We start from the raw sequence: 15,377 nt of genomic DNA, 5'->3' as shown, positions 1-15,377 counted from the left end.
GCGTTGCAAGCTCTGCGCAGGTCCGGTCGGGTAGAAATTCGCCAATTTTTTAAGCCTCCGATTTAAGCCCTCCAATTCAGGTCTCTCCGTTTTAAGTTTTGTTTCTTCCCCACTGTCTCGGCTTCCTCTCATCTCCTTTTTCGGGAGCTCTTAATTTCCACTCCCTGAATGAAAGGGATGATGAACTGAATGAACGAATGGCCCCTGAACGAAAGGGATAACGAACGAATGGTACCTGAACGAAAGGGATAATGAGCGAATGGTACCTGAACGAAAGGGATAATGATGCAAAGAGGGTGGCGGGGGTACGGAGACAGCAGGCTAAAAAAAATAAATTTTGAGACATGTTAATCAATCGATAATTTCAATGACATGAAACGTGACATCAATACGACATTTTCATTGGTCTGTTCGACAATTTGTGATATATTAATGTAAATTACTACACAAAAGAACAGGTGAACGAAATGAGATACTGGATGGATCGATTGCATGCTATGGGATTAAAAACCAAGCTGATGCTGCTCTTTCTTCTAATTGCCGTTACTCCCCTCGCCGTTCTTGGTATATTCTCCTACCAGAAAGCCTCCAGTGAAATCCAGACCAAAGCGAACGAGATCATTCTTGAGAATTTATCGCAAATCAATCATAGTCTCAATTATTTTGTAGAAGATATTGAACAACTGTCCATGTATCTGTACAGCAATAAGGAAATTCAAGATATTTTGTCCAAGCCCGCATCGCGGAGCGCTGAAGAGAAGTACCGCGACCAGCAGACGGTTGCGGCGATCTTAAACAGCTTTCTGGGCTTCAAATCGTGGGACATTCAGCTTTATGTGCTGGGAGAGAACGGGGACCGCTATTTTACCGGGAATTTTATCCCGAGCTCCTACCTTCGATACAACCCGGATTGGGGGCTGTTCCGAAAGGCGAGGCTGGCTGGCGGCGATGTTGTGTGGGATACCCATTATTCGCTCAAAAAATATGAGGATTACGGCGCAGTGCTCAGCTCGGGCAGATTGCTCAAGCAGATTGAGACCGGCCAACCGCTCGGCTACTTTGTCGTCGATATTATGGAATCCGCATTTGCCGATAAATACGATAAGGCTTACCGCTACGACGGAGGCGAGGTGTATCTGCTTGATGATAAAGGATATATCATATCCAGCCGTCATTCTAAGCTCGAGGTTGGCACCCGTCTTGAGAAGCCGTACTTGGACGCTGTTTTGCAGGAGAAGAAGGGCTTTTTTCGAATCGAGGAAAATCAAACGGAGCATATGGTTATCTACGACTCCTCCGATCTGTACGGCTTCAAAATGATCAATGTCGTGCCGGTCACGGCACTGACAGGGGAAAGCTCGAAAATCCGTAATTTTACGACCTTTATCATCATATCCGGAGTCATGCTCTCTTACTGTGCTGCCTATTTGTTATCCGACTATATTACACGTCCGCTCCGAAAGCTGCGCCGGCTGATGAAGCAGGTAGAGAAGGGCGACCTGGAGGTGAGCTTTGATTCTCGTTATCGGGACGAGGTTGGCCATCTCGGAGGCAGCTTCAACCAGATGCTAGAACGAATCAAGCGGCTCATCCATGAGGTGTATGAAAAGCAGGAGAAGGTTCAGGAGGCGGAGATGAAAGCGATCCAGGCCCAGTTTACTCCTCATTTCCTGTATAACGCGCTGGATTCGATCAACTGGATGGCGCGTATTCATAAAATCGAGACGATCAGTAAAATTGCGGTATCGCTTGGCAGTCTGCTTCGGTTCAGCATTCGGAGGGGAAACACGGTGATCCCGATTCGTGAGGATATCGAACAGATCCGCAACTATTTAACGATTCAAGAAATCCGCTATCGGGACAAAATCACGATTCAACTGGAACTGGACGAAACGATTCTTGATCTGTGCATGCCGAAACTGCTCATTCAGCCTCTGGTGGAGAATGCCATCATACACGGGCTGGAGACCAAGCCCGGACAGGGGCATCTCCTCATTACCGGCCAGCGAATAGGAGAGCGGGTGCAGTTTGTGGTCGAGGATAACGGCACCGGCATCGCTCCTGACGAGCTGCACCGGATTCAGCAGGGGACGTACGCTCCCCTGAACGGAAGCAGCACAGGGATCGGACTTCACAATCTGATGCGCCGGCTGCAGCTGCATTTCGGTTATGCCTATAGCTTACGCATTGACAGCGTTCCGGATAAGGGCACACGGGTATGTCTGTCCATACCGGTGATTAGTGATAGACGGGAGGGACTAGGCGATGTTCAAAGTTCTTATAGCTGATGATGAGTGGATGATTCGAGAGGGACTTAAACAGACGATTGATTGGGAAAGCCTCGGATGCGAGCTGGTTGGCGAGGCAGCAGATGGAGAACTGGCGCTGCAGGCGATACGGCAGCATGAGCCGGACATTCTCATATCAGATATTCGTATGCCGGGCATTGACGGGCTCGGAATGGCTTCGGCCGCGAAGGCGCTGTATCCCGAGTTGAAGATTATTTTTCTGACCGGCTTTGATGATTTTGCTTATGCACAGCAGGCGATCAAGTTGAATGCCAGTGATTTTGTGCTCAAACCTACCGATCCCGATGCGCTCATGCAGGCGATTCAGAAAGTGTGCAAGGAAATTGCGAGCCAACGGCAGCGCTCGATCGCGATGGAACAGCTGTTAAGCTGGAAGAAGGATGGTGAACCGCTGATCGTTCAGAAGCTGCTTTATGATCATTTGTTAGGCGATCAAGAGGGCGATTCGGTTCGAAAATTGACCGGATGGTTATTTCCGGAAGGTCGTACCATGCCAGTCAGGGTGGTGGTGGCCAAGGTTGGGCTGTCTACCGATGCGAAATCCGTTGTGGACGGACTATGGCTGCAGCTGAGATCACAGATGTGCAGATACGCCATCGGGGGGCATATGCTGCGGATGAATGAAGGGCATGCCGCCTGGCTGTTGTCTGGAACCGATGAGGCTGTCGGTCTGCTGCAGGCTGGCCTGCCTGGGATTAGAGGCGGAGATGTATGTTTTGGGGTGAGTGCAGTGCATGAAACGCTTGAGCAGCTCGGGCAGGCGTACAAGGAGGCGCTGCAGGCGATTAAACAGATCGCGGGCCATGAGAAGCAGGACAGGCCTGTCGTATCTGTCTACGGCGAGCTCGAACATATGGATCATCACGCGATTCATCTGGCGGAAGGCTTCCGCCAGGTAGAGCTGTATATTCATAATCATTATCACGAGGATATCAGCCTGCAGGGGCTTGCTGCGATGTTTCATATGAGCGAGGCGCATTTCAGCCGCTTGTTCCGCAAAAGGACAGGGGTTAGTTTCGTGGAGTACGTAACCCGGCTTCGGATGGAGCAAGCCAAGCGTTTGCTGGAAGATGAACATGTGCGTGTGTATGAGGTGTCCCAGGCCGTGGGTTACCAGGATTCCCGCTATTTTAGTCAAATCTTTCGGAAATATACGGGAGAAACGCCGTCTGAGTATCATAAGAAAACGGAAAAATAACCGATGATGTAAACCTGATGATGAATATAAACGACGATGAAGGAGGCTTTGATTGCAAAAGCCTCTTTTTTGTCTAAACAAGATGTCGAACAAAGCAAAAATTTAAACATTTATGAAATTTTGTCTCGTTGAGAGGCACCGGGATGCCCGTTATAGTAGGAAATGTGGAAGGGAAAGTGACACAGATTATAAGGAGGGTTTAAAAATGAGAAAAAGATGGTTAACAGCGCTCGTTTGTGTGATTTTGTTGTCAGGTATTCTTACGGCTTGTGGTTCTTCAAACGGTAGCGCGGGAAGTGGAGGCACAGACGCCGAATCTAAATCATCCGGCAAGCTGACCATTTATTCACCGAATGCTGCCGAAATTAACAATCCGATTATTAAGGAGTTCCAAGACCGGACCGGCATTTCAGTAGATCTGATCTCCGGTGGCACCGGAGAACTGCTGAAGCGTGTAGAGGCCGAGGCGAACAATCCGCTTGGCGATATATTCTGGGCTGGCGGGGCCGATTCTCTAGCTTCTTTCGCCGAATATTTCGAGCCTTATTCTACTTCGGAGAAAAGCAGCATTTTCCCGGGCTATCTGGACCCTGCCAACAACTGGACGCCATTTAACGCCCTTCCAATGGTCATTACGTATAACAAGGAATTGGTGCCTGAAGATGAAGTGCCTCAGTCCTGGGAGGATCTGCTTGATCCGAAATGGAAAGGACAGATTGCCTTCGCCGATCCTGCCAAATCCGGTTCGTCTTATACTCAGCTCGTTACGATGCTGACGGCATTTGGCAAGGATGACGAGCAGGGATGGGAATATGTGAAACAACTGGTCGACAATATGGACGGAAAAATCCTGTCCGGCTCAAGCCTTGTGCAGCGCGCAGTCCCGGATGGTGAGTTTGCTCTCGGCATCACGCTGGAGGATGCTGCGCTGCGGTATATGGAAGGTGGAGCTCAAATTGGTATCATTTATCCAAGTGAAGGTACTTCGGCTGTACCGGATGGCGCGGCGATTATTAAAGGCACGAAAAACTTGGAGGAAGCCAAGCAGTTCATGGACTTTCTCGTAGGCAAGGATGTGCAGGAGCTGGTGCAAAGCGAGTTCAAGCGCCGCTCGGTGCGCGATGATGTCAACCCGGTCGAAGGTTTGCCGCAAACCGTTGATATTGAATTGGTTGAGTACGATTTCGAGTGGGCTTCAGACAATAAAGAAGCGATTATTGAACGATTCACCAACATCATGATGGGCATTGAATAATGAAATGGGAGGGCGGCTGGTGTTTCGATAACCAGCCGTTCTCCCGGATATGGAGGCATCTATGAGTTCAGTAGTTTTCAATCATGTAACCAAGTATTTTGGTGAGAACAAGGCGGTAAATGATGCGCATTTTTCAATAGAAGAAGGGGAGTTCTTTACACTGCTGGGACCGAGCGGATGCGGGAAAACGACGCTGCTTCGAACCATCGCCGGGTTTTACCGGAACGAAGAGGGGGATATTTATTTCGGCGATCGGGTCATTAACGATGTTCCGACTCACGAGCGCAATATCGGGATGGTGTTCCAGAATTATGCCATCTTCCCGCATCTGAGTGTGTTCGATAATGTAGCGTATGGTCTTCGGGCTCGCAAAATGGGCAAGAAAGAGATTGAGACAAAGGTAATGGAGGCGCTGGAGATGGTGGAGCTGTCTCATCTGCGCGACCGAATTCCCAGCAATATGAGCGGCGGGCAGCAGCAGCGGATTGCACTGGCGCGTGCCATTGTCATCCGTCCGGCTCTGCTGCTGATGGACGAGCCGCTCTCGAATCTGGACGCGAAGCTGAGGGTGAAGATGCGCACTGACATTCGCCAGCTGCAGAAGGAGCTCAATATTACGACGATTTATGTGACGCATGATCAGGAGGAGGCGCTGGCGGTATCCGACCGGATCGCTGTCCTGAATGAAGGCGTCATTCAGCAAATTGCCACGCCACAGCAAATTTACCAGTATCCGCATAATCGGTTTGTGGCCAATTTTATCGGCACCTCGAATTTTGTGGAAGGCAGCTGCGAGAAAGATCCGGATAGCAGCGAGCATGCTGGGATCATACAGCTGCTGGGAACGACGCGCAAGCTGTCCCTTCACAAGCCGTATGAAGGCAAGGTCGTTTTTGCGATCCGTCCGGAGCAGGTGCATTTGAGCGGCGAACCGGCCTCGAACCACACGGTACAGGGGACGGTGAAATCAGTCAGTTTTTTGGGAGACAAAGTCAGCTATCTGATCACACTGCCCGACGGCTCCGTCATGGATGTACACGATTATCCCGGCAAATCGCAGCATCTGTTCCGGGAGAAACAATCGCTGTTCCTGGATATCCAGCTGGAGCGCACGGTGATGTATGACAGCACCGGCCAGGAGGTGATTTACCATGCTGGCGAGGCCTAATCCGGCGGGGGCGCCTACCGTAAAGCAGCGGCTGCTGCTTACAAGATGGGATTTCTGGACGTTTGTCACCTTCTGTGTGTATATTTTTATGCTGGCTTTTATCGTGTATCCGCTCGTGTCTTTGTTTTTCAACAGCTTTGTCAGTAAAGACGGCGGGTTCACACTTCAGAATTATCTCAACTTCTTCAAAGTAAAGTACTATCACCAGGCGCTGCTGAACAGCTTCCTTGTATCCAGCCTCGCCACCGTGCTGGCGATTCTGATCGGCACGCCACTGGCCTATATTGCAACCCGGTATGACATTAAATTCAAGGGCTTGATGCGTTTGATGGTCATTATGTCCTTGCTGTCCCCGCCGTTTATCGGCGCGTACTCCTGGATTTTGCTGATGGGCAACAACGGGTTCATTACGAAGTTCATTCGGGAGCTGGGCATTCAAATTCCTTCGATTTATGGCTGGCACGGCATTGTGATCGTGTTCGCGCTGCAATTCTACCCGCACATCTTCCTGTACGTGTCAGGGGCGCTGAAAACGATCGACACCTCGCTTGAGGAAGCCTCGGAGAGTCTCGGTATGACGGCCTGGAGGCGGCTGCGCACCGTGACGCTGCCACTGATCTTTCCAACGTTGTCTGCGGGAGCGCTCATGGTGTTCATGGCCTCGTTCGCGGATTTCGGAACACCGATGCTGCTTGGGCAAGGCTATAAGGTATTGCCGATTCTCGCTTATGAACAGTTTGTCAGCGAGATGGGAGGCAATCCTGCGATGGCCAGTACACTGAGCGTCATCATGATCTTTTTCTCGACCATCATTCTGTTCTCCCAGCGTTACTTTGTTTCCCGGAAAAATTATTCCATGACCGGGATGCGAACGCCGGTTGTGAAGAAGCTTAAGCCGATGCCCAAAGTGCTGTTGACGGTGCTTGTCTTTATTCCGGCCTCCATATCCATTCTGCCGCAGTTGACAGTGCTTGTTACGTCGTTTCTGGCGAAAAGCGGACCGGTATTCCACCGCGGATTCAGTCTGGACAGCTACAAGGAAATTTTCTTCCGGGTGCCGAAGGCGATTCTGAACACGTACTCCTACTCAGTATTGTCGATCATCATCATGGTCATCGCCGGCATGCTGATTGCTTATTTGCTCGTACGGCGCAAAAACAAGCTGACCGCGTTTATCGACGGGATCGTGATGATTCCGTACATCATGCCGGGAACGGTGCTGGGCATCAGTTTGATTATCGCCTTTAACAAGCCGCCGATCGTGCTGACAGGCACATGGGTCATTCTAGTTATCGCCTATGTGGTCCGCAAAATTCCATATACGATCCGGTCCAGTACAGCTGTGCTGCACCAGCTTGACCGAAGTGTGGAGGAGGCCTCCGTCAGTCTCGGTGTACCGCCGATGAAGACCTTCTTCAAGACGACTGGACGCCTGATGGCTCCCGGCGTCATGTCCGGTGCGATTCTCAGCTGGATTACAACGATCAACGAGCTCAGTTCCACGCTGGTTCTGTATTACGGTGCCACAGCCACGATTTCGGTTACGATATACAGCGAGGTCTTCACGTCCAACTACGGCACTGGCGCCGCGCTGGCTTCCATTCTGACGCTGACCACGCTTGTGTCCCTGTTGATTGCCAACAAGCTGTCGGGCAGCAGGGGGCTGTCCTTATAGCGATATTCCCCAGCAATTCATGGTTCCCATTCGTTGTCTCTGCCTTTTATAATGTAGAAAAAGTATGGGAGAAGGATGGTGAGCGCCATGTGGGAGAAATGGGGACCAAGCAGGAACAGCGCTGTCTGGATTGTCATTCTGCTCATCGTTGTGGTCAGCTTGGTCGTCTATTCAACCTATTTCCAGCGGCTTGGAAGTCCTCCGGAACAGAGAATCCGGGAAGTTGTGCGGATGGAGGTCTGGATATACAGCAACGAATGGGAAGGCCTGCTTCGGTCATATCAGCAGGAGAATCCGGATGTCGAAGTGAGCATTCGAAGCTTTCAATCCTATGATGCATTGGCATCCGAGCTGTCAGCAGCGATTTCTGCAGGCCGGGCCCCGGACGCAGCGGAGATTAGCAACGCTTATGGATTGAAGGAATGGATCGATACGGGGGCCCTGCAGCCGATCGAACCAGACGGGCATGCACCGGAGTTAACGGCTGCCGCTAGAACCGCGTTCACCTATAACCATGCGCTGTGGGCCGCTCCTGTCGGAGCCTCAGTGCCGCTTCTGCTCTATCATCAGGACAAGCTGCAGAATGCGGGTTATCCGACAGATGTCGAGTACCATGATCTGAACCATATGGCAGAGGTGCTGTCGTCGTGGATTCAGGGTCTGAAGGACCGGAAAGCATCTATCAAATGGAATCAGACCCTGGCCGTGGATGACAGCTTGTCACTGGTGTTTATGAACCTGTGGGGCTTACCAAGGGACGTGGACGGACAGACACACCTGCAGGAGCTTCTAACCACGTGGCATGCGCTCGTATTTGATTACGGGGTTATGTTCCCGCTGGAGCATAGGCTTGCATTAAGTGAATTTATGGACGGGCAAATCTTGTTTCTCATTACTGATTCACAGAAAATGAATTGGCTGGATCGCTATATTGCCGGAAAGTTCAAATACGGAGCGCTTCCGGTACCGGGAATCACAGTGCAGGGCATCGCGCCTCACTACAGTGCTTTTGTTGTCCTCCAGGGAGGAGAAGGCACGCCCTGGGCCAACGAGCTGGTGCGGCACCTTCAATCGAAGGATGTGCAAGAAAGTCTAATCGCTAACACCGGGTATATCCCGGTGCGGGAGGACACGCTGGCTTCACTAAAGCGGAATATGAAGGAGGCTGACGCGGATATGCTGCTGAGGCTGAGCGAATCCTTCCTGAGTATTCAGCCATCGGAGGATGATTACAGAAGGTGGAGGCTCATTGCGGATTCCCTTACCCAATTGGAAATCGAAAGCCATCCTGATGTGGAACGGATGACAGCAGAATTGCTGCCTCTACTTCCATAATCGGGTTTGATCAGAAAGAAACTATAGAGAATAAGATGCGGTGCGAAAGTGCCGAATGGAGGAGTGGTCAAGATGCGTGTGCAAAGCTTGTCGATACAGGGCAGCGGAGTCTGGAATGAGGATGCGGTCATTCAGAATGATGTTCAGCGCATCTACGGTGTTATTGACGGAGCTACCTCGCTCGTCCCTTTTCGTGGGCCGAAGGGGGAGACCGGCGGACGGCTTGCATCGGAGCTGTTGAAGCGATTTTTCGAACAGGTTCCGGCGGATGATACCCGGGATCTGGAACAGTTGACGCGGGAAGCGAACCGGATGCTCGGGCTTGAAATGCAGTCAAACGGCATTCCTCTCGATGAGAAAGATCAGCTGTGGACAGCCGGCCTTGCCGTGGTGCGGATAACCGATCACTATGTTGAATACGTGCAGTCCGGAGACTGCATGATTATGGGAGCTTATACGGACGGGGCTGTCCGGATGGTAACGAAGGACCATGTGGCACATATTGACTCGGAGTCCAAGCAGATATGGAAGGAAGCGATCGGATCGGGCGTCCGGTCGAAAGACAAGCTGTGGGAAATGGTCAAGCCCCGGATTTTGAAAAATAAAGAGAAGATGAACACCCCCCAGGGCTACTCCGTTCTTAACGGACGTTCCGATGCGGAGCTGTTCATTGAATATGGCAAAATCAATCGCATCCGGCTGGAAGAGCTGCTGCTTCATACCGACGGGTTATACTACCCGGAGGGGCTAATGGAAGAGTTGCAGTCCCCGGAGGAAGCTCTGTTCCGGCAAATGAAGACGTCAGGCTTGACGGATTATGCCCAGTGGCTCGTGAATCTGGAGAACAGTGATCCGGAGTGCATTGAATATCCGCGCTTCAAAATATCCGATGATAAATCTGCGGTATGGATTGAACTGGACTAACTCGTTTGGGACCTGTTCGAGACCTGTGTGCAGGGCTGAAGGTCGTGATCCATGTTTACCTGAATGACCGTGATGCGCACAATAGGGATGTTATGTTTCCATCGGCGAGTGGTAAAGAGGAGTGAGCTCCTTTTTGCCACTCGTTTTTTTGCTAGCAACAAGCCCCTCTACAGCTGGTGGCGGAAGAGAAATATAGCTCTCTTCAACATATGTTGCTTCAGGCAACATATTTTACCGGACAACACTGTATTCACTTCACTCTACTATTACAGTCTATTGCAAAACTGTTTCTGTAGACCCACCAGCATTTGGTTTTGTATCATAGAAGCTGTTCTAAGAGGGAGGCAGAAAACGTGGAAATCTATCAGGATATTAAACAGGGGGAAAAAGGGGCCTGGCTTAGTATCATTGCCTATATCGCTCTATCAGCTATCAAGCTGGTGGTTGGCGCAACCGCCGGTTCGGAGGCGCTGCTGGCTGACGGGTATAACAACGCGACGGATATTGTTGCGTCAATCGCCGTGCTGGTAGGGTTGAAAATATCACGCAAGCCGCCGGATCGCGATCACCGGTACGGGCATTTCAGAGCCGAGACGGTAGCCGCGCTGATCGCATCGTTTATTATGGCCGTGGTCGGAATTCAAGTGCTGTATCAAGCCGTTTCCAAACTGTTTGCGTCCGGCACGGAGTCGCCGGATATGATTTCGGCATGGACCGCCATATTCTCGGCAGCGGTCATGCTGCTCGTATACCGTTACAATTCGCGTCTGGCTCGCCGTATTAACAGCAAGGCGCTTATGGCCGCCGCTGCGGACAACCGTTCCGACGCCTTGGTCAGCATCGGGGCCTTTGCCGGCATCATCGGTGCCATTGTGGGCTGGGTGTGGCTGGATCCGTTGGCGGCAGTCATTGTGGGCCTGATCATATGCAAAACGGCATGGGGGATTTTCAAAGACGCATCGCACGCGCTTACCGACGGTTTTGACGAGAACGAGCTTGCGGGCATCAAGGATACCATCATGACCAGCCCGGGTGTCAAAGGCGTTAAAGACATCAAAGCGAGAGTGCTCGGAAGTCATGTCCTTGTCGATGTGACGATTCAGGTGCAGCATCATTTGAACGTGGTGGAAAGCCATGCAATTACCGAGGTAATCGAGGAGCGGCTGCTGGATCGGCATCAAATATCCCATGCGCATATTCATATTGAGCCTTTTGAGGCGGAAGCAAGCCAAGCCTGATGATGTGATGGCCTGGGTGCCTCATTATCGTAAGAAGGCGCGTTTTTGATAAAAAAATACAGTCTTTTCCCCGCGGAGTTTGTTACAATGAGGTCAAGTATCAAGGATGCATAGCAGTCTCATCATCTGTGTAAGGGGGATGAGGGCATGGAGAATGCTGCCATTGTTCAACAGGCGATTGATTTCATTGAGGACAACCTGCAGGAACATTTGGAGCTGGAAGAAATTGCAGGTTCGGCCGCGATTTCGCTGCCGCATTTATACCGGCTCTTCTATGCGTTGACCGGTCACCCCATCAAGGAATATATCCGCAAAAGGAGAACGAGCGAGGCTGCCGCTGCTTTGCGGGATACGTCCATGCCGGTGGCGGATATCGGATATCGCTGCGGATTTGACAGCTACCGGGCATTTCATAACAGCTTCAAGCGATACACGGGGCTCACACCGGGGGCTTATCGGAATTCCGGGCTCTATTATAACTTTGGGCGAATAGGTCTTCCTGTTGAAGATACCTTACATACTACCTGCAGATCGGCAGGTGTTGGCCCGGAAGTCAAGCTGCTGCAGGCCGAGTCGTTGAGCGGATGGGGATTATTGTATGCCGGTAAGCAAGCGATCGGACTGGAAAGGGAGGCGCTTGCCTGTTTCCGCAAACGTCTGGCAGAGCATGGATGGGATGAACGGGGGCTGAGGGTATTCGGATGGAATGTCGATCTTGACCGGGATGAGGACGCTTATGGCTACCAGCTGGTTGCTGTTAGGGCTAAGTCCGAATCGGGCAACCTGGAGCCAGGCGGTTCCGGGCTTGAGCGGGTGGAGGTGAAAGGCGGGCAATATGCCACCGTGCAGATTACGGACGCCAGTGATGATGCGGGCATCCTCCATGCCTGGAACCGGCTGTACTCACAATGGCTTCCACGCAGCGTGTTTGAGCCTGGAGCTAGCGGATTTATGGAGGAATATGAGCTGGACGGTGATCGTATCGTTCGCATGAAGCTGTATCTATCCGTGAAGAGGAGCCTATCAGCCCGGTCTATTGCTATTGAGCAGCGCCCGCCGCTGACGATCATGTCCTTTCAGGGACAGGGGGACGGCTGCATGGACCACGTTGAAGAGACTTCTACGGCCTGGCTGAAGAGGAGCGGACTGATAGGTCGGCCAGACCTGCGGGTGTACATGAGGTCTGAGGAAGGGCTGTCGGCAGTAGAAGGCCATGCCAGCGTCTATGAGGTCGGCATTGCTTTGCCGGAAGGATACCGGATTCCCCGGGAAGAACGGTCCTCCATCAGCACGCTTGCAGGCGGCAGTTATGCTTGTGTGACTACGGCCGCGTACGGTTCAATGACCGGCGTGCTGAGCGATTTACATGACTGGCTCGCGTCAGCGGCAGGCTTTGAGCTTGATTCGGAACGAACATGGTTTGCCGAGTATGGCGCCGACGAAGGCGGGGGTCTGGACCGAGGGATGCGGTCAGGCTCGATTCAAGTTAAATGCTGCGTGCCGATTAGGACGAGAAGTTAGAAGGGGGACATGCAAGGATGTCTTATAACAACCGATTGCCGGAAGGATACCGACCGTTTACGGCTCCTAAAATGTTGAAGCTGATTCATGGAGGGAAAGCGATGGATGAACCAAACGAAGTGTTGCAGGCGAAACAGCAAGCGTCACCGATCCAAAACAAAGTCGGAAATATCTTCATTCCGGTACGCGACATTGAGCGGTCCCGGGCGTGGTATTGTCGGGTGCTCGGATTGAACGTGGAAGATTGTGCGATTATGAACGGTCATTTATGCCCGCTTCCGATGGAAGGCACGGGCTTGATTCTGGACACGATGCCGAAATGGGGAGGCGACCGGCCGGAAGGCGCGCCGGTGATCGATACGCCGGCTTTCATGCTCATGACCCGCGATCTTCCGGCTGCATTTGCTTATATGAAACAGCTGGGTGCGGAGCTGGTGAGCGAGATTGAGCATGACCATTGGTTTGTGGTGAAGGATCCGGACGGAAACAAGCTGATGATCTGCAAGGTGTAACCGGAGTATAATTCGACAGATTCGCGCCTATCCTGAATCTAAAATATAAAAAAATAGGATGGGCGATCGTATGTACAACCTGGAATCCAGGCTTGAAAATGTCGAGGATTTATTTTTGAGCATCGACAGTTACCTGTGTCAATTTGATTTTACACTGGCGGGGAATTGGGATTATAAGCACGGTTATTTGGATAAACGCCTGGACTCGGAGCGAATGGTCTGGCTTCGGATTCCGTTTCATGTGATTCGGGGGGCGCTCGATGGCGAATGCGGCGGCTGCAGGGCAACCGTAAGGCTGGGCCGACCGTATGTATTTAAGCATGTGTATAACACAGGCACGGACAAACATGCGGCCCCCCGTTTGATTGGGGCGCTCTTTGACCAGTTTCAGGCCCCGCTCGATCCAGATGCGTCGCTTGAGGATGTGTGGATAGAGCGGGCGCGCCAAGCCTTGATGGAAGTGGAACAGGGATATTTTCAGTAAGTGTCAGGAAGCTCGGCGCTGTTATTGCCGAGCTTCCTGCTTGTTGTCGCGGATATCTTTTGGACGACAGGGAGTCGGGCCTACCTTATCTGTCGGTATCTCACCTTTGTAAGCAAGCTGATTCACGGTTTTTCTGTGGAGATGCTTGTTTTTTTGTATTGGGGGGAGCAACGACTTCAATGGCGCAATTGTTAAAAAATGAGAACAAAACAAAAAACATATTGAAATCATGGAACATGTCAATTACAATAAATTCAACCAAACTACCATACTAGTTATACTAGTATTACAGCAACGAGTCCAAGGTGAAGGACAGCGAGCATTTCAAAGCCATCCTGCAATTCATCGACTGGTTCTATTACAGTGACGAAGGTCAAGAGTTCGCCAAATGAGGCGTGGAAGGTGAAACCTATACCAAGGCCAACGGGGTTCGCAAGCTGCTCGATGACATTAACTTTAACGGACTGAATCCAACGGGCACCAAGGATCTTCGCATTGAATACAGCTTCTCCGGCGGCGTATTTGCTTATGGCGGAACAACGGAGCTGCTGCACTCCATGTTCACGGAAGAAGAGATTCGATTCCAGGAAGATATGAAAAAGACAAAGACCGTGCTTCCTCCGGATCCGCCGATTCCATACTCTGTGGAAGAGCGTGAGCGGGCGACGCTGCTCAGCACGCCGCTGAAGGACTATACGGATCAGAATACACTCAAATTTATACTGGGCAAGCGCAGCTTGTCCGAGTTCGATAAATTTGTGGAGGAGCTGAGGAATCAAGGCATGGACACCTATGTAGAGCTTGCAAACCAAAAATATAAAGCGTACAAGGAGAGCAAGGACAACCAGTGATTAATAGGTTGCCGTTTCGCACTAGAAACGGCAGCCTGCTTTACTCAGGGCGAGTATATGTAAAGGGGCGGTGTCCATTGAACTATACGGTAGCACATATCATCCGCAGGCTGACGGAACCAGCGGATATAAGTCAATTGGAAGTAGACCGGCTTCTGTTCGGCCATTCGGATATGGTTGTCCACGGCGTCGCGGTCACCTTCATGGCTTCTTATGACGCGATACGTGAAGCCCGGAATGCCGGGGCCAATTTAATACTGTCGCACGAGGGACCGTTCTACAGCCATCGGCATGCAGAACCGATAGAGGAGGAAAGCGGGAATAACAGCGTTCGCGACATGAAGCTGGAGCTGATCAGCGGCGGGGAAATGGCTATCTTCCGATTTCATGACATCCCGCATCGCTACAACCCGGATCTGATCACACAGGCATTACTTCAAGCTGTGCAGTGGGATCACTATTCGGTACGATACTCCCCCTATGCTGCCATCGTTCGGCTCCCGGAGCCGCTGACCGTTCAAGCTATTGGGGAAGAGGTCAAGCAGAAACTGAACCTCCCTTACGTGCGGCTTGTCGGCCGCAGACCGATGCGATGCAGCACGATTGCTGTTTCTGTCGGCTACAGGGGCGGGAGCGATCAGACTATTCCGCTGTATGAACAGGATCAAGTTGATCTGGTCATCACCGGGGAAGGGCCGGAATGGGAGACGCCCGAGTATATTCGTGATGCCCTGGACCAGGGGAAGGAACGGGCACTGCTGCTGCTCGGGCATTGCGCAAGTGAAGAACCGGGGATGCGAAGGACGGCGGCGCTAATTCGGGATGCCTTTCCAGAGCTGCCGGTGCATTTTATCGCGATGAGACCTTTGATTGAAATTATTTAAGGTCAACTATATAGTGAAGGTGG

General features: G+C 51.6%; 13 protein-coding genes. All 13 read left to right on the top strand.

Annotated elements, in window-relative coordinates:
* Positions 1 to 497: 497 nt before the first annotated feature.
* The 13 genes from CHH75_RS01705 (at position 498) to CHH75_RS01645 (ending at position 15,354) form a co-directional block, all read left to right on the top strand.
* Positions 498 to 2,288, top strand: coding sequence for a cache domain-containing sensor histidine kinase (locus CHH75_RS01705; RefSeq protein ID WP_255222936.1), 1,791 nt, complete (start codon positions 498 to 500; stop codon positions 2,286 to 2,288).
* Positions 2,266 to 3,507 carry a response regulator transcription factor gene (locus tag CHH75_RS01700; protein WP_095397278.1) on the top strand — a complete coding sequence of 414 codons (1,242 nt, stop codon included), beginning with the start codon at positions 2,266 to 2,268 and terminating at the stop codon, positions 3,505 to 3,507. The genes CHH75_RS01705 and CHH75_RS01700 overlap by 23 nt, the downstream gene beginning before the upstream one ends.
* A 205-nt stretch (positions 3,508 to 3,712) precedes the next feature.
* Positions 3,713 to 4,762, top strand: a complete 1,050-nt coding sequence (locus tag CHH75_RS01695; protein ID WP_095397277.1) for an ABC transporter substrate-binding protein — start codon at positions 3,713 to 3,715, stop codon at positions 4,760 to 4,762.
* Between the two features lie 61 nt (positions 4,763 to 4,823).
* Positions 4,824 to 5,930: an ABC transporter ATP-binding protein gene (locus CHH75_RS01690; protein ID WP_095265296.1), complete on the top strand. Its 1,107-nt coding sequence runs from the start codon at positions 4,824 to 4,826 to the stop codon at positions 5,928 to 5,930.
* Positions 5,914 to 7,605 (top strand): ABC transporter permease, encoded by a 1,692-nt coding sequence (locus CHH75_RS01685; protein WP_095265295.1) that lies wholly within the window; start codon positions 5,914 to 5,916, stop codon positions 7,603 to 7,605. Before CHH75_RS01690 ends, CHH75_RS01685 begins: the two co-directional genes overlap by 17 nt.
* Positions 7,606 to 7,692: 87 nt before the next feature.
* Complete coding sequence (locus tag CHH75_RS01680) at positions 7,693 to 8,940, top strand: extracellular solute-binding protein (protein WP_176475424.1); 1,248 nt, start codon at positions 7,693 to 7,695, stop codon at positions 8,938 to 8,940.
* A 72-nt stretch (positions 8,941 to 9,012) separates the two neighbouring features.
* Positions 9,013 to 9,864, top strand: coding sequence for a protein phosphatase 2C domain-containing protein (locus CHH75_RS01675; RefSeq protein ID WP_095265293.1), 852 nt, complete (start codon positions 9,013 to 9,015; stop codon positions 9,862 to 9,864).
* A 353-nt stretch (positions 9,865 to 10,217) separates the two neighbouring features.
* On the top strand, positions 10,218 to 11,102 hold the full coding sequence (locus CHH75_RS01670; protein WP_095265292.1) for a cation diffusion facilitator family transporter: 885 nt from the start codon (positions 10,218 to 10,220) through the stop codon (positions 11,100 to 11,102).
* A gap of 147 nt (positions 11,103 to 11,249) precedes the next feature.
* On the top strand, positions 11,250 to 12,623 hold the full coding sequence (locus CHH75_RS01665; protein ID WP_095397275.1) for an AraC family transcriptional regulator: 1,374 nt from the start codon (positions 11,250 to 11,252) through the stop codon (positions 12,621 to 12,623).
* 17 nt (positions 12,624 to 12,640) lie between these two features.
* Positions 12,641 to 13,135, top strand: a complete 495-nt coding sequence (locus CHH75_RS01660; protein ID WP_230875770.1) for a VOC family protein — start codon at positions 12,641 to 12,643, stop codon at positions 13,133 to 13,135.
* A 70-nt stretch (positions 13,136 to 13,205) separates the two neighbouring features.
* On the top strand, positions 13,206 to 13,619 hold the full coding sequence (locus CHH75_RS01655) for a YugN family protein (RefSeq protein WP_095265290.1): 414 nt from the start codon (positions 13,206 to 13,208) through the stop codon (positions 13,617 to 13,619).
* Between the two features lie 395 nt (positions 13,620 to 14,014).
* Entirely contained in the window at positions 14,015 to 14,470 is a 456-nt protein-coding gene (locus tag CHH75_RS01650) for a type 2 periplasmic-binding domain-containing protein (protein ID WP_230875769.1), read from the top strand.
* Positions 14,471 to 14,547: 77 nt separating this feature from the next.
* Positions 14,548 to 15,354: a Nif3-like dinuclear metal center hexameric protein gene (locus CHH75_RS01645; RefSeq protein ID WP_095397274.1), complete on the top strand. Its 807-nt coding sequence runs from the start codon at positions 14,548 to 14,550 to the stop codon at positions 15,352 to 15,354.
* Positions 15,355 to 15,377: the final 23 nt, after the last annotated feature.

Origin of the sequence: Paenibacillus sp. 7541 (assembly GCF_002276395.1) — a bacterium.
In the GTDB taxonomy this organism is placed as follows: domain Bacteria; phylum Bacillota; class Bacilli; order Paenibacillales; family Paenibacillaceae; genus Paenibacillus_AQ; species Paenibacillus_AQ campinasensis.
Note: the sequence above shows the minus strand (reverse complement) of the source record. Positions and strands in the feature narration are given on the sequence as shown.

Coding starts and splice junctions, on each gene's coding strand:
- CHH75_RS01705 (WP_255222936.1), top strand. CDS start 498: ATGGGATTAAAAACCAAGCTGATGCTGCTCTTTCTTCTAATTGCCGTT.
- CHH75_RS01700 (WP_095397278.1), top strand. CDS start 2,266: ATGTTCAAAGTTCTTATAGCTGATGATGAGTGGATGATTCGAGAGGGA.
- CHH75_RS01695 (WP_095397277.1), top strand. CDS start 3,713: ATGAGAAAAAGATGGTTAACAGCGCTCGTTTGTGTGATTTTGTTGTCA.
- CHH75_RS01690 (WP_095265296.1), top strand. CDS start 4,824: ATGAGTTCAGTAGTTTTCAATCATGTAACCAAGTATTTTGGTGAGAAC.
- CHH75_RS01685 (WP_095265295.1), top strand. CDS start 5,914: ATGCTGGCGAGGCCTAATCCGGCGGGGGCGCCTACCGTAAAGCAGCGG.
- CHH75_RS01680 (WP_176475424.1), top strand. CDS start 7,693: ATGTGGGAGAAATGGGGACCAAGCAGGAACAGCGCTGTCTGGATTGTC.
- CHH75_RS01675 (WP_095265293.1), top strand. CDS start 9,013: ATGCGTGTGCAAAGCTTGTCGATACAGGGCAGCGGAGTCTGGAATGAG.
- CHH75_RS01665 (WP_095397275.1), top strand. CDS start 11,250: ATGGAGAATGCTGCCATTGTTCAACAGGCGATTGATTTCATTGAGGAC.
- CHH75_RS01660 (WP_230875770.1), top strand. CDS start 12,641: ATGTCTTATAACAACCGATTGCCGGAAGGATACCGACCGTTTACGGCT.
- CHH75_RS01655 (WP_095265290.1), top strand. CDS start 13,206: ATGTACAACCTGGAATCCAGGCTTGAAAATGTCGAGGATTTATTTTTG.